Origin of the sequence: Pseudomonas sp. NFACC46-3 (genome assembly GCF_900114515.1) — a bacterium.
Lineage (GTDB): Bacteria > Pseudomonadota > Gammaproteobacteria > Pseudomonadales > Pseudomonadaceae > Aquipseudomonas > Aquipseudomonas fluorescens_Q.
This window is the reverse complement of sequence record NZ_FOTH01000013.1, coordinates 82,221-98,216: the sequence shown is the minus strand read 5'-3', so window position 1 is coordinate 98,216 and position 15,996 is coordinate 82,221. Positions and strand designations below refer to the sequence as shown.

The following is a 15,996-nucleotide window of genomic DNA, read 5'->3' as shown; positions in this document are numbered from 1 at the left end:
GCCCCAGGAGAAAACAATATGACTCTGCGTAAATTCGCAGGGCTAGGAGCCCTGTTGTCCTTCGCAATGCCTGGCCTGGCCATGGCAGAAGAAGCGGCAGCCCCAGTCCTGAACTCCGGCGACACCGCCTGGATGCTCACGGCCACGATTCTTGTACTGTTCATGACCATTCCCGGCCTGGCGCTGTTCTACGGCGGCATGGTTCGGTCGAAAAACCTTCTTTCCGTGATGATGCAGTGCTTTGCCATTACCGGTCTGATCAGCATCCTGTGGGTCATCTACGGCTACAGCATTGCGTTCGACACCACCGGCATGGAGCAGGGCGTCGTCAACTTCAACTCCTTCATCGGCGGTTTCGGCAAAGCCTTCTTGGCGGGCGTCACACCCGCCAGCCTGACCGGCCCGGCGGCGCTGTTCCCTGAAGCGGTGTTCATCACCTTCCAGATGACCTTCGCCATCATCACCCCGGCCCTGATCGTCGGCGCATTTGCCGAGCGGATGAAGTTCTCCGCCATGCTGATCTTCATGGGCGTGTGGTTCACCCTGGTGTATGCACCGATTGCCCACATGGTCTGGTCCGGTAACGGCGGCCTGCTGTGGGACTGGGGCGTACTGGACTTCGCTGGCGGCACCGTAGTGCATATCAACGCCGGTATCGCAGGCCTGGTGGCGTGCCTGGTGTTGGGCAAGCGCAAAGGCTTCCCGACCACGCCAATGGCACCGCACAACTTGGGTTACACCTTGATGGGCGCGGCCATGCTGTGGGTCGGCTGGTTCGGCTTCAACGCCGGTTCCGCTGTCGCCGCCAACGGCACCGCCGGCATGGCGATGCTGGTGACCCAGATCGCGACCGCTGCGGCGGCGCTGGGCTGGATGTTTGCCGAGTGGATCACCCACGGCAAGCCAAGCGCACTGGGCATCGCCTCGGGCGTCGTGGCAGGCCTGGTTGCCATCACCCCGGCTGCCGGCACCGTGGGCCCGATGGGCGCCCTGGTCATCGGCCTGGCAGCGGGCGTGGTGTGCTTCTTCTGCGCCACTACCCTCAAGCGTAAACTCGGCTACGACGATTCCCTGGACGCCTTCGGCGTGCATGGCATCGGCGGTATCCTCGGCGCGATCCTGACCGGTGTGTTCGCGGCACCGGCCCTGGGTGGCTTCGGCACCGTGACCGATATCGGTGCGCAAGTGTGGATTCAATTCAAGGGTGTGGGGTTCACGGTGGTCTACACCGCGATCGTCACCTTCATCATCCTCAAGGTCCTGGACGCCGTCATGGGTCTGCGTGTCACCGAGGAAGAAGAAGCGGTGGGCCTGGACCTGGCCCAGCACAACGAACGTGGCTACAATCTGTAAGCACACGCACACGCAATAAAAAATGCCCGGTTCGCCGGGCATTTTTTTGTCTGGAATTTGTCATTGCTCAGAGGGCGCCCCGGTTTTTCCGACGCCTTTTGTTGTGGATGCGACATGGGTTTTTATACCGCCAAAGGCTTACACCGAAGCAAGAATATTAGGCCCTTTGTTTTTTCCCAGAGCGCGCTAGAATGCGCGCCGAACGTGCGGAGATCTGTATGTGGCAACAGACGCTGATAACCCTGCGGGCAAGGCCTCGGGGCTTTCATCTGGTGACGGACGAGTTGCTTGCCGGCCTGCCTGAACTCCAGGCGTGTCGTGTCGGTCTGTTGCATCTGTGGCTGCAGCATACCTCGGCTTCGTTGACCATCAACGAGAACGCCGATCCGGCGGTACGTCGAGACTTCGAACGATTTTTCAATCGGCTGATCCCACAAGGAGCCGCCGATTATGAGCACAACGACGAAGGCCTGGACGACCTCCCGGCGCACTTCAAGGCCAGTGTGCTCGGTTGTCAACTCAGTCTGCCGGTCACGGCAGGGCGGCTGGCATTGGGTACCTGGCAAGGTGTTTATCTGGGCGAGCACCGTGATCACGGCGGTGCTCGTAAAGTCCTCGCCACCTTGTACGGTGAAGGGGCATAACCGCTGATTGCCGGCGGATGTTGAATTTTTTCTGGCAGCCTTCGAACAGATGGCGAAGCTGGGCTATAACTAATCTGCTTTTCGCAAGTCATGAGGTAGAACATGAGCGACGATGATCTGGAAAACGACGACCTCGAAGTAGGTGACGAAGACGAGACCGAAGAAGGCCTTGAAGCGGCGGCGGAAGACGTTGCCGACGACGATGGGGCCGATGTTCCGGTTCCTACCGCCAAAGGCAAGGCCAAGGCGGCCGTTTCGGTCGACGAGTTGCCGAGCGTAGAGGCCAAGAACAAGGAGCGTGATGCGCTCGCCAAGGCCATGGAGGAATTCCTGGCCAGGGGCGGTAAGGTGCAGGAAGTGGAGGCCAACGTGGTCGCTGATCCGCCCAAGAAGCCTGACAACAAGTACGGCAGCCGCCCTATCTGAGTATCGGCTTCATTGCTTGCTGAAAAAGCCCGCCGTCGCTGCGGGCTTTTTCATGGGCGCGATTCCATTCCCAGGCCAGGCACAATCCCTGTGGGAGCGAGCTTGCTCGCGATAGCGGTGGGTCTGTTGGCATTGATGTTGGATGTGCTGCCGTCATCGCGAGCAAGCTCGCTCCCACAGAGGGCTTTGGCGGCTGTGAAGCAGGGTTCAGCGCTGGCGATGCCACCCTGCCAATAACCCTGGCAGTTCGGTCAGGCTGCGGATCTCCGCATCCGGTGCATGGTCGGCCTCCCAGGCCTTGCCCGTCGGGTTGAACCACACCGCGCGCAGGCCGGCCTGCTGGGCGCCGGCGATGTCATCGCCGGGGTGATCGCCAATGTGCACGGCGGTCTGCGCCGTCGCGCCGCCGCGCAGCAAGGCCTCGTGGAATAGCCGCGCGTCCGGCTTGGCGATGCCGATGTCTTCAGCACACAAGGCGAACTTGAAATAGTCCGCCAGCCCCAGGCGGCGCACATCGGCGTTGCCATTGGTGACCACACCGAGGGCGAAATGATTGGCCAGGATCTCCAGGGTGGGCTGCACCTCGGGGAAAATCTCCAACTGATGACGGGCGTGCAAGAACGTCTCGAAGGCCTGGTCTGCCAGCTCAGAGGCTTGCCACTGGTCGTAGCCGGCTTCCTGCAGGGCGCGAAACAGCACCCGTCGGCGCAGGGCGCTGATGCGGTGCTTCAGCCCAGGCTCCTCGCGCAGCACTTGTTCGCGAATCGAAAAAAGATGCTCCACCGGCACGCCGCCCAGGTTCGGCGCGTTGTCGGTCAGCCATTGGCGGAGTATGGCTTCGGCGCTGGCGATCACCGGCGCGGTGTCCCACAGGGTGTCGTCCAGGTCGAAAGTGATGAGTTCGATGGTCATGATTCGTCGCCCTTGGTGCGTTTGGCCCTGGGGTGGGCACTGTCATAGACCGTCGCCAGGTGCTGGAAATCCAGGTGGGTGTAGATCTGGGTGGTCTTGATGTCCGAGTGCCCCAATAGCTCTTGAACGGCGCGCAGGTCCTGGGAGGACTCCAGCAAATGGCTGGCGAAGGAGTGCCGGAGCATGTGCGGGTGCAGGTTCTGTCCCAGCTCCCGTTCGCCGGCAGCCTTGACCCGCAACTGAATGGCCCGCGGGCCAAGGCGCCGTCCCTGTTGGCTGACGAAGACCGCGTCGTCGGCGGGGTTGGTCAGCGCCCGCAGCGGCAGCCATTGCTCCAGGGCTTCACGGGCCTTGCGGCCGACGGGCAGCAGGCGGGTCTTGCTGCCTTTGCCGAGCACTTGGACCATGCCATCGGCCAGGTCCAGTTGATCCAGGTTAAGCCCTGTCAGCTCTGAAAGTCGCAGGCCGGAAGAATAGAACAGCTCGAGAATCGCCTGGTCGCGCCGGGCGAGGAAGTCATCCTCGACGGCACCTTCGAGCAGTTGCAGGGCGCGGTCGGTGTCGAGGGTCTTTGGCAGCCGGCGCTCGCCTTTGGGCGGTGCCAGCCCGGTGGCCGGGTCGTGGTCGCACAGGCCTTCGCGATTGAGGTAGTGATACAGGCCGCGTACCGCTGACAACAGGCGTGCCAGGCTGCGAGAGGACTGCCCCTGTTGATGCAGGCGAGCGATCAGGCTGCGCAAGCGCTGGATGTCCAGGGCCGCCCAGCTGCCGATGTTCTGCTTCTGGCACCAGCCCAGCACTTTTTCCAGGTCGCGGCGATAGGCCGACAACGTGTGGGGCGACACCTGGCGCTCACTGCGCAGGTGTTCGCAGTAGGCGTCCAGTTGCCGTTCCATCCTCAGCGTACCGAGCGCAGCGAACCGGCGACCCGCGGCAGCACCCGGCCGGTGACTTCGGCGATGTAGCTCAAAAACAGCGTGCCCACCGAGCTTTTGTAGTGCTGCGGATCGCGGCTGGCGATGGCCAGCACGCCGTGCACGCCCTGATGGGCGATGGCGACGACGGCGGTGGAGCCGATCTGCTTGCGTTGTTCTTCGCCGAACAGGAAGTCCAGCTCATGCTCGCGCAGGCTGCCGCTGACGCTTTTGTTTTCCGTCAGCAGGCCGCCGATGGCCGTCTGCGCTTCGGCATGGGTCACCCAGCGGCCCACCGGCATGGCGTTGTCGCCGAACAGGATCAGGCTGACAAAGGGCACTTGGAAATCCTGGCGCAGGCTGTCTTCGACGCTCATGACCAGGTCTTCGAGGGTGCTGGCGTCCATCAGGGCGAGGATCAGCCGACGGGTCTTGTCGAACAGTCGGTCGTTGTCCCGGGCTACATCCATCAGGTGCGAAAGACGATGGCGCATTTCGATGTTGCGCTCGCGCAGGATTTTCATCTGGTGCTCCACCAGCGACACGGTATCGCCGCGCCGGTGGGGGATGCGCATCGTCGCGAGCAGTTCTTCATGCGCGACGAAGAAGTCCGGGTTAGCCTCCAGATAAGCCGCTACGGCCGCGGTTTCTGGCAGACTGGGGGATTCGTCGGGCTGTGGGGCTGGAACCTGTGGCTGGTCGGTCATGGGTTTGGCTCACTCAAAGACGAACTTGTCCTTCGTATACGCGCACTGCCGGGCCGGTCATCATCACCGGTTGGCCAGGGCCTGCCCATTCGATGGACAGGCGCCCGCCGGGCAGGTCGATCAACAATGGCGAATCCATCCACCCCTGGCTGATCGCAGCGACGGCAGCGGCACAGGCGCCGGTACCGCAGGCCTGGGTTTCCCCGGCACCGCGTTCCCAGACGCGCAATTGTGCGCGGTGACGGTCGATGACTTGCAGGAAACCGACGTTCACTCGCGCGGGGAAGCGCGGATGATGCTCGATTTTCGGCCCCAGCTCATGCACCGGAGCACTGTTGATATCGGCCACTCGCAGCACGGCATGGGGGTTGCCCATGGAAACCGCTGCCAGTTCCACCGTGGCGCCGTCGACGTCCACCTGATAGCTCAAGGCCTGGGCCGGCGCCTGGAATGGAATGTCCGCCGGTACCAGGCGCGGAGCGCCCATGTTGACGCCGATCTGGCCGTCGCTGCGCACATCCAGTTCGATGATGCCGCTTTTGGTCTCGACGCGGATCTGCCGCTTGGCGGTCAGGCGCTTGTCCAGCACGAAGCGGGCGAAGCAGCGCGCGCCATTGCCGCATTGCTCCACTTCCGAACCGTCGGCGTTGAAGATCCGATAACGGAAATCCACGTCCGGGTTATTGGGTGCCTCGACGATCAACAACTGGTCGAAACCGATACCGGTGTGCCGGTCCCCCCATTGCTTGGCGTGCTTGGGCAGGATGTGCGCGTGCTGGCTGACCAGGTCGAGGACCATGAAGTCATTGCCCAGGCCGTGCATCTTGGTAAAACGCAGCAGCATGGTTTTACTCCGGTAGCAGGCTTTCGCCGGCATACAACTCGGCTACCGTCTCGCGGCGACGCACTTCGAATGCCTGATCACCGTCCACCAGCACCTCGGCGCAACGGCCGCGGGTGTTGTAGTTGGAACTCATGACAAACCCGTAGGCTCCAGCCGAATGCACGGCCAGCAGATCGCCTTCTTCCAGCGCCAGCTCCCGACCCTTGGCGAGGAAGTCGCCGGTTTCGCAGATCGGCCCGACGATGTCGTAGGGGCGGGCCGCAGTGTCGCGAGGGCGCACGGCGGTGACGTCCATCCAGGCCTGGTACAGCGCCGGGCGGATCAGGTCGTTCATCGCCGCGTCGACGATGGCGAAATCCTTGTGCTCAGTGTGCTTGAGGTACTCGACCTGGGTCAGCAGCACGCCGGCGTTGGCGACGATGTAGCGGCCCGGTTCGAACATCAGCGCCAGGTCACGCCCGTCGAGGCGCTCACGCACGGCCTTGATGTAGTCGGCCACCAGCGGCGGCTCTTCATCGCGATAGCGCACGCCGACACCGCCACCGAGGTCGATGTGGCGCAGGTAGATGCCGCAGTCGCCGAGGCGGTCGACCAGCGCCAGCAGGCGGTCGAGGGCATCGATGAACGGTTCGAGGGTGGTCAGTTGCGAGCCGATGTGGCAGTCGACGCCCAGCACTTCCAGGTTCGGCAGTTGGGCAGCGCGTACGTACACGTCTTCGGCGTCGGCAATGGCGATGCCGAACTTGTTTTCCTTCAGACCGGTGGAAATGTACGGGTGGGTGCCGGCGTCGACGTCCGGGTTCACGCGCAGGGAGACCGGTGCGCGAACGCCCAGCTCGGCGGCGACAACCTGCAGGCGCTCCAGCTCGTCGGTGGACTCGATGTTGAAGCAGTGCACGCCAACTTCCAGGGCGCGGCGCATGTCTTCACGGGTCTTGCCGACGCCGGAGAAGACGATCTTGTCGGCGCTGCCGCCAGCGGCCAGCACACGTTCGAGCTCGCCACCGGAGACGATGTCGAAACCGGCCCCCAGGCGCGCCAGGACATTGAGCACACCCAGGTTGGAGTTGGCTTTTACAGCGAAACACACCAGGTGCGGCATGCCCACGAGGGCATCGGCGAATGTCCGGTACTGGGCTTCAATGTGAGCGCGGGAATAGACATAGGTCGGCGTGCCGAAACGTTCGGCGATCGCGGACAGGGCAACCCCTTCCGCGAACAGCTCCCCGCCACGGTAGTTAAAAGCGTCCATGGCGTTCCCTTAGTAGGTGGTGTGGGTGTCGTGCGAGTGTGGCTTGGATTGCGACGACTTGGCCTGTTCTTCAGGGGACTTGCTGTCATCAGGCAGGTACAGCGGACCTTTTTGACCACAGGCTGTCACGAGGCAGGCAACCGCGACGAGCGCAGCAAGGGAAGAGATCAGGCGCTTCATGGCGAAATCCTTGAAAATGCTTTAATTGCGCCGGAGTATACCGGCCACCCGTCAGCTTGCCTATGCAACGGGGTGCCCGTCTGGCGGCGCTGGTGATCGTCAGTGGGTATATCCTTTGCAATCGCCGGGAAGCGTCCGTATCTTGCGGCGCTTGAGCATGAGCAGACATTTTCGAGGTTGCCGCAATGAGTTTGACTGAAGCCCGTTTCCACGATCTGGTCGATGCGACCCAGCAAACGCTGGAGGATGTGTTCGATGACAGTGACCTGGACATTGACCTGGAAGTCTCTGCCGGTGTACTTACCGTCAAGTTCGAAAACGGCAGTCAGTTGATTTTCAGTCGCCAGGAGCCGTTGCGGCAATTGTGGCTGGCGGCGGTCTCCGGTGGCTTTCACTTCGACTACGACGAAGAAAGCGAGCGCTGGATGTGCGACAAGAGCGAAGAGCAGTTGGGCGAAATGCTCGAGCGCATCGTCAAGCAGCAGGCGGGCGTGGAACTCGATTTCGAAGGGCTGTAACCGCGTGAACCAGACAGCCCCGGCGCGGCCACCCAAGCCGCTCTACAGCAACGTCAGCCCCGCCGTCCCGTCGCCCTGCACCAGCGTGTGCAAGCTGGATGAACAGAAGGTCTGTCTCGGCTGTTTCCGCCATGTGGAGCACATCCGCGAATGGCGCTCGGCCGACGATGAGCGCCGCCGGGTCATCTGCGCCGAGGCGGCTAAGCGCCAATCCCTGAGGTAACCATTGGCCTTGGAAGTTTTTGTGGCGAGGGAGCTTGCTCCCGCTCGGCTGCGCAGCAGTCGCAGGATTTTGGGGTCGCTTCGCAACCCAGCGGGAGCAAGCTCCCTCGCCACAGGGATTTGTTTGGTCCGGGGACATGGTTCACTGTCCATAGATAGGGCAGGTCCCGCCTGACTTGTTTATTTATTGAGCTGTGATAGTGTCCGGTTACGCCTCAATCCATCGAGGCCCGTGAAAACCCCGCCTTTTTGTGGCGGGGTTTTGCTTTTTTTGTGCAGAAGAAAGGAGTCTGCCAGGATCATGACCGCACCTTCCATCACCCTTACCCGTCTGGACGTACAGCGTCTGGAACGCCTGATCGACAGCCTTGATGAAACGCTGCCGGGTGTGATTGCGCTGCAAACCGAACTGGATCGCGCCGAGAACGTGGTGGGCCACGAAGAAGTGCCTGCCGATGTCGTGACCATGAACTCGCGCGTGCATTGTCGCGAAGAAAGCAGCGGCAAGGACTATCACCTCACGCTGGTTTATCCGCAGGACGCGAACGCCGACGAAGGCCGGATCTCGATCCTGGCGCCGGTGGGCAGTGCGTTGCTGGGCCTGAAGGTCGGCCAGCACATCGACTGGCCCGCCCCGGGTGGCAAGACGCTAAAGCTGACGTTGCTGGAGGTCGAGTCGCAGCCGGTCAACGGCGGCGACTGTGCGTTCTGAACCCGTCTCAGACCTGGTTCAGTGCCTCGTTCAGGGCGCGTTCCAGGTCGGCCTTGTAGCGCAGGTACAAATTGCTTGAACAGGCGCCGTCGCCCACCAGGCCCGAGAGGTCCAGGTCGGTGATGTAGCAGCGATAGCGCTGGGCTTCGCGGCGCTGTTCGACGATCTCCCTGGCGACCACGCGGAACAGTTGGTCGCCATGTTCCAGTTCGGAAAACTCCTGCTGATCGCAGTACAGGGTGACGTGCACCTGCCCGTGCGCCGCTTTGCCGATGATCGCCTGCACGTCATAGAACGGCTTGTTGACCAGCGTCTGCGGGGCTTGCCGCGCTTCGATCCGTCGCGCCCGGCCACTGCCTGAGGGCAATAACTGGTAGTACAGGGTTTCCAGGGTCAGCGGCTGGGCGGCATCCAGCGGCAGCAGGGCATCGCGACGATAAAGCACCGACTGCAAAAAGCGTTGCAGCGGCACCAGCAGGCTTTGTTCGTCGTGATAAGGCACGTGTTGTTGCCACAGTGCGTTGAACTCGTCGAGCACGTACAGATCGGCCTCGTCTTCGTCGACGCGGTAGAACACCTGGATGCACTCGGGCTGGCCCATGGGCAGGATCAGCGCCAGGTCATGGTCGTCCAGGGCCATCGGGTCCAGGTGCAAGGGGCTGTAGGCTGTCAGTTCCTCGCCCAGGTAATCCATCAGCGCCGACAGGCTGCCCAGCGCCACGTGATTGACCTGGCCGGGCACCAGCTCCAACACGTGATAGTGCTGTTGGACCTGAAGCAGATAGCGGTGATTGAGCCGGCTCAGCAGCAGGGTCTGCGCCGTGTCGATGACTTCTTCCACGCGCCGCGCAATGAATTGGGCGCGGTTGTGGCAGAAGCAGCGCACCTGCAAGCGTGGCTGGTGCTGGGTGACGGGCAGGTCGTTGAGGTAATCGCGCAGGCAGTCGAGCAGGGCGTGTTCGCCGTCAAAACGGTTGACCAGCACCTCGTTCCAGCTGTTGAGCGTGACCTGGTCGAGGGTCAGCACCAGGTTCTCCCGGACCCCGGCATAGCTCAGGGAGTCGGTGCGCTCGGTGGTCATCAGGATATTCAGGTCGCGGTGGTGCTTGAGCGGGTCGACGCCGACGTTCACCAGGATCAACACTTCGCTGGGCACGCTGGCGCGCAGCAACTGTGCTTCATCCACGGTGGTCAAGGGCAGGGCGATGGACTGTTGCAGGCTGCCCAGCAGGTTGAACAGTTCGAACTCGCTCAGGTCGCTGTCGCCTGGGTGCAGCGCCAGGCGCGTGCTGCTGTCGATTACGCCGTTGCGATGGCACCAGGTCAGCAGTTCCAGTAGCTCGCGGCAGCGCTTGATCGGCGCGAAATTTTCCCACTCCAGGGCGTTGAGGCTGCCGTTGTACAGCGCCCACTGGTTCTGCCCCGGTTCTTTCTTGTTGGGTGACTGGACCAGCGTCAGGGTGTCTTCGGCCAGGTCCGGCGCAATGCCGGGGTTGATGAACTCGACCTTGTCGGCCTTGCGTTCGAAGGCGGCATACAGCCGCCGGCCAAGCACGTTGAGATCGCGCTTGTTGATCAGGCTGACGGTTTTCTCGGTGCGGGCGAACTGGGTCAGGAAGCGGTAGCTGTGGGTGAGTTCGTTGACCAGGGCCCGTCGCTCGTGGCTGACCTGGCGGACTTTCCATTGGCTGCGGGCGTCCAGCAGCGCCAGTTGACGCTGGTCCCAGCCCCATTCCCGAGCCAGTCGTTCGAGCAGCACCCGTTGCCAGCCGTTGCTACGCATCTGGCCGGTGAGCTTGCGATTGACCTTCAGGTACAGCGCGCGGCGGATCAACTCCAGGCGTTCGGATTCGCCGCGGGCATTGAGGTATTCCTCGATGCGGCGATAGACCAGCATGTACGGATCCAGCTCTTCGAGGTCCAGGCGATTGGCAAATACGGCCTGTTTGAAGCGCAGGCTCAGGCAGCGAACATTCGGGTGTTCACTGGCATAGACCTCGGTCAGCAGCAGCTTGAGCACGGATTTGTAGGGCGATTCGATACCCTTGAACAGCTGCCAGAGCCCGGCACCGACGAATTCGCCTGGCGGAATGTAGGCCAGGTGTCCCAGGTCCAGGGTTTCATCGGCGCGAATGAAACGCTTGGACATCAGCGTATGGGTGTATTGCTCATAGTTCTCTTCTTCATAGACCGGTACCAGCCACCAGATCGGCGTGCGCCCGGCCAGCCAGATCGCGGTGCGGTAGAACTCGTCCAGCAGCAGGTAATGCTGGGTGGTGCCGCAATCGTCGGAACTGAGCTGGTTGTCACGGTCACCCCTTACGAAACGCGCTGGGTCGATCAGGAAAAAGTGGGCTTCGGCGCCCTGGGTCGCCGCCCAGATCTCCAGCAACTGGCATTTCTTGCGCAGCTCGGCCAGTTCATCGTCGCTCAGGTCCGGCCCGTGGCACACCCACACGTCCATGTCGCTCTGGTCGGCCTGGGCCAGGGTGCCGAGGCTGCCCATCAGGAACAGGCCAAGGATCGGCCGTGGCGGGTTGCTGCCATGCCGGGGCTTGTAGGAAAACGAACGGGTCAGCCGCTGGGCTTCGGCAAGGATATTGGCGTCAGGCTCGTAGTTCGACAGCCCGGCAGGCGTGCTGCCGGAAACGTAGCCGGGCAGCAGCGGATGGTTGACGTGGAAGAACAGCGGCAGCAACGTCAGCACGCCTTGCTGGCGCGGCGACAGTCCTTCGAGGGCGCGCTCCATCCGCACGGTGTTGAGCTTGAGAAAACGTGCGCGCAACTGGTTCAAGACCTTGCGGTCGATTCCCTCGTCCAGATCAGGGCGTATTTCGTGATTGCGGGTCATGTCAGCTCAAACCGGCTCGCGGCGTCGAACGTGGGGTGATGGCAGGTTAGCGCCCGATCTTGGGAATACTTAAGCTGAAAACAGAATTCGGATGCCGGTTTTTTACGCAGGGCACCCGTGCGCCTGCGGAAATCCCGTAAGGGAGATTTCCGTGGGCGACAGGGGGATCAGGCGGCTTCTTGCACGCTGAGTATTGTCAGGACGGTTTGTACGTTTTGGGCGGCATCTCGGCCCAGGCTTGTCAGGTAACCACCATCGGGCTGGGTGATCAGTTCTTTTTCGAACAGGCGTTGGGCAGCGGCAATCGCTTTAGGGGCAGCGGTCTGATGAATTTTCAGGCCTTCCTGGGAACTGTCCAGGTTGAAGAGTGCAAGGATTTCCAGTTCGGCAACCAGCTCAGGGGTAAGCGACATAAGGACTCCAGACTTTCTAGGAATTTGGTCGACAGCGTCACTAAGGTGAGCGCACTCGGCCGAGCTGTCCAGTCTCAGTGTCATGGTTTTTTTGTTTAAAGCAATTCTTTGTGGCGAGGGAGCTTGCTCCCGCTCGGCTGCGCAGCAGTCGTCAAGCTATTGGGGCCGCTTCGCGCCCCAGTGGGAGCAAGCTCCCTCGCCACAGAAGCAACTTTTGCCTGTCGGTTCAGTTCTTTTCCGGCGGCAACTCGGGGAGGGCGCGCAGCGCCGCTTCGTACCATTGGGTATCGAACGCGCGGTCCTCTTCCAGGATCGCGTCGATTTCCACCGCCAGCACATGGGCCATCAGGTTGAGGATTTCTTCGCGCTCATAACCGACCAGGGTCAACTTGTTGAAAGTGGCCTTGGCCGCAGGCGGATTGTCACTTTCGATCTGGTTTTCGATGGCCTGGATCAGCGTGTTCTCGACGAATTCTTCTTCGTCGTTGTCGATGTCGGTTGGCTCGCTCATGGCAGGCTCCTGGGAGAAAGGTCGCCAGTTTACCTGCATTCAGCGGCGTGATGCGCCTGGCAAGAAATGCCCTGGCGGTCTATAACGCTTGGCTGCCAACCCCGCACGGCCTGGAGGCTTTGTGATGCTCAAGCTTTACGGTTTTTCTGTCAGTAACTACTACAACATGGTCAAGCTGGCGCTGCTGGAGAAGGGCCTGCCTTTCGAGGAAGTGCCGTTTTACCCAAGCCAGACCCCTGAAGCGCTCGCTGTCAGCCCACGCGGCAAGGTCCCGGTGTTGAAGACCGAACAAGGGTTTATCAACGAGACCAGCGTGATCCTTGAGTACATCGAGCAAACCCAGCCCGGGAAAGCCCTGCTGCCCGGTGACCCGTTCGAGCGTGCCCAGGTGCTGGCCTTGTGCAGGGAAATCGAGTTGTACATCGAGCTGCCGGGGCGAGCCTGTTATGGCGAGGCATTTTTCGGCACGCCGGTGCCCGATGCCATCAAGCAAAAGACCAAGGCCGAATTGCTGCTGGGGTTTGCCTCGCTTGGCAGGCACGGCAAATTCTCGCCCTATGTGGCGGGCGAGCGCATGAGCCTGGCCGATCTGTATTTCTTCTACAGCTTATCCCTGGCCTTGCAGGTGGGCAGGAAGCTGTTCGATATCGACTTGCTGGCAGGCATGCCAGCGGCCAAGGCGCTGATGGAGCGCTTGGAACAGAATCCAAATGTGCAGCGGATTGCGGCGGACAGAGAGGCGGCGATGCCGGCGTTTTTGGCGATGATCGCTGCCAAGAAGTAAATTGTTGTGGTGATCTCTGGATCGCCTTCGCGAGCAAGCCCGCTCCCACAGTAGATCTCCAGCGAACACAATTCTTGTGAACACACAGGGATCCAATGTGGGAGCGGGCTTGCTCGCGAAGCTTTTCAGCTTTTAGCGGCTGGCGAGCAACGCCTGGCCACGTACCACAGCTGCCTTGACCTGCGCCGGCGCGGTGCCGCCGATGTGGTCACGGGCATTGACCGAGCCTTCGAGGGTCAGCACGGCAAACACGTCCTGTTCGATCTGGTCGCTGAACTGGCGCAGTTCGTCCAGGCTCATTTCCGCCAGGTCCTTGCCGCTGTCCACGCCGTACTTCACGGCGTGACCGACGATTTCGTGGCAGTCACGGAACGGCAGGCCACGGCGCACCAGGTAATCGGCCAGGTCCGTGGCGGTGGAGAAGCCGCGCAGGGCCGCTTCGCGCATCACCGCGTGCTTGGGCTTGATGGCCGGGATCATGTCGGCGAAGGCCCGCAGCGAGTCGCGCAAGGTATCGGCGGCGTCGAACAGCGGTTCCTTGTCTTCCTGGTTGTCCTTGTTGTAGGCCAGCGGCTGGCCTTTCATCAGGGTCAGCAGACCCATCAATGCGCCGAACACCCGGCCACTCTTGCCCCGCACCAGCTCCGGCACGTCAGGGTTTTTCTTTTGCGGCATGATCGAGCTGCCGGTGCAGAAGCGGTCCGGCAGGTCAATGAACTGAAATTGCGCACTGGTCCACAGCACCAGCTCTTCGGAGAAGCGCGACAGGTGCATCATCGCGATGCTTGCGGCGGCGCAGAATTCGATGGCGAAATCACGGTCCGAGACGTTATCCAGCGAGTTGCCGCCCACGGCGTCAAAGCCCAGCAACTGCGCGGTGTATTCACGGTCGATCGGGTACGTGGTGCCGGCCAGCGCGGCGCTGCCCAGGGGCATGCGGTTGGTGCGCTTGCGGCAGTCCACCAGGCGCTCGTAGTCGCGGCTGAGCATTTCGAACCAGGCCAGCATGTGATGCCCAAACGTTACAGGTTGGGCGGTTTGCAGGTGCGTGAAGCCCGGCATGATGCTCTCGGCTTCGCGCCCGGCTTGCTCCAGCAGGCCTTTTTGCAGGCGAGTGATTTCGGCCAGGATCAGGTCGATCTCATCGCGCAGCCACAGGCGGATGTCGGTGGCGACCTGGTCGTTGCGGCTGCGGCCGGTGTGCAGTTTCTTGCCCGTCACGCCGATGCGGTCGGTCAGGCGCGCTTCGATGTTCATGTGTACGTCTTCGAGGTCGACGCGCCAGTCGAACTGGCCGGCCTCGATTTCAGCCTGGATGGTCTTCAGGCCGTCGATGATGCTGTCGCGCTCGGCATCGGTCAGCACGCCGACCTTGGCCAGCATGGTGGCGTGGGCGATCGAGCCCATGATGTCGTGGCGATACAGGCGCTGGTCAAAGTTGACGGAGGCGGTGAAGCGGGCGACGAAGGCGTCGACGGGTTCACTGAAGCGGCCGCCCCAGGACTGATTGGTCTTGTCAGTGCTCATGAATTCGCTCGTGATCGGCTGTGGAGAAAGTAGCGGTTAAAGGCTGCGGCGGATGATAGCAGGGTTGCCGGGACTGGCGCTGGCACTGGTCGGCAGGTTTTTTCGATGCAAGCCTGGGATCCAACCGGGTTTTCCCGCAACGATATTTTTCGATTGAGCAATATCGTCGTGGCAACCGTCTACAGTGGACTGTAGGACTTTTGCTTTTTCCACCCATGGCGCAGCGGATATAGATAAGAAGGGGGGGCTCATATTGGTCAGATCGACAGTTAACAATCCCTACGGCGACGCCGTGCGACAACGGGCCTCGGGCATCGGTCGGCAAGCGCTGGTAAAGATAGGCAACCGCCTCGCGGCACTTTTTGGCCCTCGAACGAGTCTTAGCGTGGATCGCCGTGACGGATGTCACTTCCCCTGTCTACGCTATCCTTGTGCGAGACTCACGCAGGAATCCAGCGCAATATGAATGTCCTGATCGTTGATGACGAACCACTGGCCCGCGAGCGCCTGAGCCGAATGGTTGGCGAGCTCGAGGGTTACAGTGTCCTGGAGCCGAGCGCCACCAATGGCGAAGAGGCATTGGCCCTTATTGACAGCCACAAGCCGGATATCGTGCTGCTCGACATTCGCATGCCTGGCCTGGACGGTCTACAGGTCGCGGCGAAGCTGTGCGAACGAGAGTCGCCGCCCGCCGTGGTGTTCTGTACCACCCGGGACGACTTCCCTCCCGAGGTGTTGCAGGCCGGCGCCGTAGGCTACCTGGTCAAGCCCGTGGCGGCCGAGGCGTTGCTCGAAGCCTTGCGCAAGGCCGAGCGGCCCAACCGCGTGCAGCTGGCAGCGCTGACCCGTCCGGCCGCCGAAAGCGGCAGCGGCCCGCGCAGCCATATCAGTGCGCGCACCCGCAAAGGCATCGAGCTGATCCCGTTGAACCAGGTGGTCTATTTCATTGCCGACCACAAATACGTGACCTTGCGCCATGAGAGTGGCGAGGTGTTGTTGGATGAGCCTCTCAAGGCCCTCGAAGACGAGTTCGGCGAACGTTTCGTACGCATCCACCGCAACGCCCTCGTGGCTCGCGAGCGGATCGAGCGTTTGCAACGCACCCCCCTTGGGCATTTCCAACTGTTCCTCAAGGGCCTCAATGGCGACGCGCTGATTGTCAGCCGGCGACACGTGGCCGGCGTGCGCAAGATGATGCAGCAGCTTTAATGTGGCGGTCCAAGGCG

General features: G+C 61.8%; 18 protein-coding genes and 1 pseudogene. 9 read left to right on the top strand and 10 right to left on the bottom strand.

Features of this window, described 5'->3' with window-relative positions; genetic code table 11:
• Window positions 1-18: 18 nt before the first annotated feature.
• The 3 genes from BM300_RS15140 (at window position 19) to sutA (ending at window position 2,423) form a co-directional block, all read left to right on the top strand.
• On the top strand, window positions 19-1,353 hold the full coding sequence (locus BM300_RS15140) for an ammonium transporter (RefSeq protein ID WP_063323830.1): 1,335 nt from the start codon (window positions 19-21) through the stop codon (window positions 1,351-1,353).
• Between the two features lie 218 nt (window positions 1,354-1,571).
• Window positions 1,572-1,997: a secondary thiamine-phosphate synthase enzyme YjbQ gene (locus BM300_RS15135; protein ID WP_092148355.1), complete on the top strand. Its 426-nt coding sequence runs from the start codon at window positions 1,572-1,574 to the stop codon at window positions 1,995-1,997.
• Between the two features lie 102 nt (window positions 1,998-2,099).
• The gene (gene sutA, locus BM300_RS15130) at window positions 2,100-2,423 is read left to right on the top strand and encodes a transcriptional regulator SutA (RefSeq protein WP_003206813.1); all 324 of its coding nucleotides are present in this window, start codon (window positions 2,100-2,102) and stop codon (window positions 2,421-2,423) included.
• Between the two features lie 207 nt (window positions 2,424-2,630).
• Here the strand turns inward: sutA and BM300_RS15125 are convergent, their stop codons facing one another.
• From BM300_RS15125 to BM300_RS15100, 6 genes are read right to left on the bottom strand one after another with little or no spacing between them, the layout of a single operon-like run.
• Window positions 2,631-3,335, bottom strand: a complete 705-nt coding sequence (locus BM300_RS15125) for an HAD family hydrolase (protein ID WP_063323831.1) — start codon at window positions 3,333-3,335, stop codon at window positions 2,631-2,633.
• Complete coding sequence (gene xerC, locus BM300_RS15120) at window positions 3,332-4,231, bottom strand: tyrosine recombinase XerC (protein ID WP_092148250.1); 900 nt, start codon at window positions 4,229-4,231, stop codon at window positions 3,332-3,334. Before xerC ends, BM300_RS15125 begins: the two co-directional genes overlap by 4 nt.
• Window positions 4,232-4,233: 2 nt before the next feature.
• Window positions 4,234-4,956: a DUF484 family protein gene (locus BM300_RS15115; protein ID WP_063323833.1), complete on the bottom strand. Its 723-nt coding sequence runs from the start codon at window positions 4,954-4,956 to the stop codon at window positions 4,234-4,236.
• A gap of 13 nt (window positions 4,957-4,969) precedes the next feature.
• The gene (gene dapF / locus BM300_RS15110; RefSeq protein ID WP_003206804.1) at window positions 4,970-5,800 is read right to left on the bottom strand and encodes a diaminopimelate epimerase; all 831 of its coding nucleotides are present in this window, start codon (window positions 5,798-5,800) and stop codon (window positions 4,970-4,972) included.
• Between the two features lie 4 nt (window positions 5,801-5,804).
• On the bottom strand, window positions 5,805-7,052 hold the full coding sequence (gene lysA / locus BM300_RS15105; RefSeq protein WP_092148247.1) for a diaminopimelate decarboxylase: 1,248 nt from the start codon (window positions 7,050-7,052) through the stop codon (window positions 5,805-5,807).
• A 9-nt stretch (window positions 7,053-7,061) separates the two neighbouring features.
• A complete protein-coding gene (locus BM300_RS15100) occupies window positions 7,062-7,232 on the bottom strand; it encodes an LPS translocon maturation chaperone LptM (RefSeq protein WP_092463238.1) in 171 nt (56 codons plus the stop codon).
• 185 nt (window positions 7,233-7,417) lie between these two features.
• Between BM300_RS15100 and cyaY the strand changes: the two genes are divergently transcribed.
• The 3 genes from cyaY to rnk all read left to right on the top strand — a co-directional run bounded on the left by cyaY (window position 7,418) and on the right by rnk (window position 8,684).
• Window positions 7,418-7,750 (top strand): iron donor protein CyaY, encoded by a 333-nt coding sequence (cyaY, locus tag BM300_RS15095; RefSeq protein WP_092148244.1) that lies wholly within the window; start codon window positions 7,418-7,420, stop codon window positions 7,748-7,750.
• 4 nt (window positions 7,751-7,754) lie between these two features.
• Window positions 7,755-7,973: a DUF1289 domain-containing protein gene (locus tag BM300_RS15090; protein ID WP_092148241.1), complete on the top strand. Its 219-nt coding sequence runs from the start codon at window positions 7,755-7,757 to the stop codon at window positions 7,971-7,973.
• A gap of 300 nt (window positions 7,974-8,273) precedes the next feature.
• Complete coding sequence (rnk, locus tag BM300_RS15085) at window positions 8,274-8,684, top strand: nucleoside diphosphate kinase regulator (RefSeq protein ID WP_014340819.1); 411 nt, start codon at window positions 8,274-8,276, stop codon at window positions 8,682-8,684.
• Window positions 8,685-8,691: 7 nt separating this feature from the next.
• Here rnk and BM300_RS15080 read toward each other — a convergent pair whose 3' ends face one another.
• The 3 genes from BM300_RS15080 to BM300_RS15070 all read right to left on the bottom strand — a co-directional run bounded on the left by BM300_RS15080 (window position 8,692) and on the right by BM300_RS15070 (window position 12,459).
• Window positions 8,692-11,535, bottom strand: coding sequence for a class I adenylate cyclase (locus tag BM300_RS15080; protein WP_092221281.1), 2,844 nt, complete (start codon window positions 11,533-11,535; stop codon window positions 8,692-8,694).
• A 167-nt stretch (window positions 11,536-11,702) separates the two neighbouring features.
• Window positions 11,703-11,948, bottom strand: coding sequence for a TIGR02647 family protein (locus BM300_RS15075; protein ID WP_003206789.1), 246 nt, complete (start codon window positions 11,946-11,948; stop codon window positions 11,703-11,705).
• A gap of 226 nt (window positions 11,949-12,174) precedes the next feature.
• Window positions 12,175-12,459 carry a hypothetical protein gene (locus BM300_RS15070; protein WP_092148235.1) on the bottom strand — a complete coding sequence of 95 codons (285 nt, stop codon included), beginning with the start codon at window positions 12,457-12,459 and terminating at the stop codon, window positions 12,175-12,177.
• A 124-nt stretch (window positions 12,460-12,583) separates the two neighbouring features.
• Here BM300_RS15070 and BM300_RS15065 point away from each other — a divergent pair, with 124 nt between their 5' ends.
• On the top strand, window positions 12,584-13,243 hold the full coding sequence (locus BM300_RS15065; protein WP_092148232.1) for a glutathione S-transferase family protein: 660 nt from the start codon (window positions 12,584-12,586) through the stop codon (window positions 13,241-13,243).
• A 132-nt stretch (window positions 13,244-13,375) separates the two neighbouring features.
• Here the strand turns inward: BM300_RS15065 and argH are convergent, their stop codons facing one another.
• The gene (gene argH, locus BM300_RS15060) at window positions 13,376-14,770 is read right to left on the bottom strand and encodes an argininosuccinate lyase (RefSeq protein ID WP_063323839.1); all 1,395 of its coding nucleotides are present in this window, start codon (window positions 14,768-14,770) and stop codon (window positions 13,376-13,378) included.
• A 316-nt stretch (window positions 14,771-15,086) separates the two neighbouring features.
• Here argH and BM300_RS31795 point away from each other — a divergent pair.
• A pseudogene (locus BM300_RS31795) lies at window positions 15,087-15,236 on the top strand (sensor histidine kinase); the annotation flags it as partial.
• Window positions 15,233-15,979, top strand: a complete 747-nt coding sequence (locus BM300_RS15050; protein ID WP_003206780.1) for a LytR/AlgR family response regulator transcription factor — start codon at window positions 15,233-15,235, stop codon at window positions 15,977-15,979. The pseudogene BM300_RS31795 and the gene BM300_RS15050, both read left to right, overlap by 4 nt.
• Window positions 15,980-15,996: the final 17 nt, after the last annotated feature.

Bases quoted from the DNA above. Each gene is read 5' to 3' on its own strand.
- sutA (WP_003206813.1), top strand. From the start codon at position 2,100: ATGAGCGACGATGATCTGGAAAACGACGACCTCGAAGTAGGTGACGAA.
- BM300_RS15075 (WP_003206789.1), bottom strand. From the start codon at position 11,948: ATGTCGCTTACCCCTGAGCTGGTTGCCGAACTGGAAATCCTTGCACTC.
- lysA (WP_092148247.1), bottom strand. From the start codon at position 7,052: ATGGACGCTTTTAACTACCGTGGCGGGGAGCTGTTCGCGGAAGGGGTT.
- dapF (WP_003206804.1), bottom strand. From the start codon at position 5,800: ATGCTGCTGCGTTTTACCAAGATGCACGGCCTGGGCAATGACTTCATG.
- BM300_RS15115 (WP_063323833.1), bottom strand. From the start codon at position 4,956: ATGACCGACCAGCCACAGGTTCCAGCCCCACAGCCCGACGAATCCCCC.
- BM300_RS15140 (WP_063323830.1), top strand. From the start codon at position 19: ATGACTCTGCGTAAATTCGCAGGGCTAGGAGCCCTGTTGTCCTTCGCA.
- BM300_RS15065 (WP_092148232.1), top strand. From the start codon at position 12,584: ATGCTCAAGCTTTACGGTTTTTCTGTCAGTAACTACTACAACATGGTC.
- argH (WP_063323839.1), bottom strand. From the start codon at position 14,770: ATGAGCACTGACAAGACCAATCAGTCCTGGGGCGGCCGCTTCAGTGAA.
- BM300_RS15070 (WP_092148235.1), bottom strand. From the start codon at position 12,459: ATGAGCGAGCCAACCGACATCGACAACGACGAAGAAGAATTCGTCGAG.
- BM300_RS15050 (WP_003206780.1), top strand. From the start codon at position 15,233: ATGAATGTCCTGATCGTTGATGACGAACCACTGGCCCGCGAGCGCCTG.
- cyaY (WP_092148244.1), top strand. From the start codon at position 7,418: ATGAGTTTGACTGAAGCCCGTTTCCACGATCTGGTCGATGCGACCCAG.
- BM300_RS15080 (WP_092221281.1), bottom strand. From the start codon at position 11,535: ATGACCCGCAATCACGAAATACGCCCTGATCTGGACGAGGGAATCGAC.
- BM300_RS15100 (WP_092463238.1), bottom strand. From the start codon at position 7,232: ATGAAGCGCCTGATCTCTTCCCTTGCTGCGCTCGTCGCGGTTGCCTGC.
- BM300_RS15125 (WP_063323831.1), bottom strand. From the start codon at position 3,335: ATGACCATCGAACTCATCACTTTCGACCTGGACGACACCCTGTGGGAC.
- xerC (WP_092148250.1), bottom strand. From the start codon at position 4,231: ATGGAACGGCAACTGGACGCCTACTGCGAACACCTGCGCAGTGAGCGC.
- BM300_RS15135 (WP_092148355.1), top strand. From the start codon at position 1,572: ATGTGGCAACAGACGCTGATAACCCTGCGGGCAAGGCCTCGGGGCTTT.
- rnk (WP_014340819.1), top strand. From the start codon at position 8,274: ATGACCGCACCTTCCATCACCCTTACCCGTCTGGACGTACAGCGTCTG.